The 960-nt window shown below is 74.3% G+C and carries 1 protein-coding gene; it reads right to left on the bottom strand.

All coding sequences use genetic code 11. The features are described 5' to 3' along the window. On the bottom strand, positions 1-960 hold a 960-nt coding region (locus PUR56_RS08160), incomplete at both ends, for a beta-ketoacyl reductase (protein WP_329948402.1).

Genomic DNA, 960 nt, shown 5'->3' on the forward strand with positions numbered 1-960 from the left:
AGGAACCCGCCCTCCCGGGCGTAGAACGTCCCCGCATGCTCCGGATCCGGGTGGTACAACCCCTCCAGATCCCACCCACGATCCGTCGGGAACGCCCCGATCCCGTCCCTCCCGGACGCGACCAGATCCCAGAACTCCTCGGGCGTCCCCACACCACCCGGCAACCGCAGACCCATCCCCACGATCACCACCGGGTCGTCGCCGGCAGGCGCGACGGCTGCCGCGACGGTCGCGTCCGACACGAAGGTGCCCGGAGCGAAACGTCCCAGCACGAAGGCGGCGAGCCGCTCGGCGTCCGGGTAGTCGAAGACCAGCGTCGCGGGAAGCACCAGCCCGGTCGCGGCCTGCAACCGGTTCCGCAGCTCGACGGCCGTCAGCGAGTCGAAGCCCAGCTCCTTGAACGCCCGCGACGCCTCGACCGCCCCGGCCGACGCATGGCCGAGCACCACGGCCACCTCGGCCCGCACCAGGTCCAGCACCGCCCGGTGCCGCTCCACCGCCGACAGGCCGGCGAGCCGTGCGGCCAGACCGGTCTCCTCCGGCACGGGACCTCCCGTCATGGCGGGGGCCAGCCTGGCGAACAGCGGCCGCTCGCGAACGGCAGTGAACAGCGGCAGGAAGTCCGCCCAGCGGACGTCCGCGACGGTGACGGCCGCCTCGCCCGAGCCGACGGCCGATGCCAGCGCGGCCAGCGCCCGGGCGGGATCCATCGGGCTCAGACCCCGGCGGCGCAACTGCGTGGCCGTCTCGTCGTCCGCCGCCATGCCGACCCGGGCCCACGGACCCCACGCGACGGCGGTACCCGGCAGGCCCTGCGCGCGACGCCGCGCCACCAGCGCGTCCAGCGCCGCGTTCGCCGCCCCGTACGCCGCCTGCTCCCCGCTGCCCCAGACACCCGAGATCGACGAGAACACCACGAACGCGTCGAGATCCGTACCGACCAACGCGTCCAGGTGCAAC

This window comes from Streptomyces sp. BE303 (assembly GCF_036290945.1).
Taxonomy (GTDB): Bacteria; Actinomycetota; Actinomycetes; order Streptomycetales; family Streptomycetaceae; genus Kitasatospora.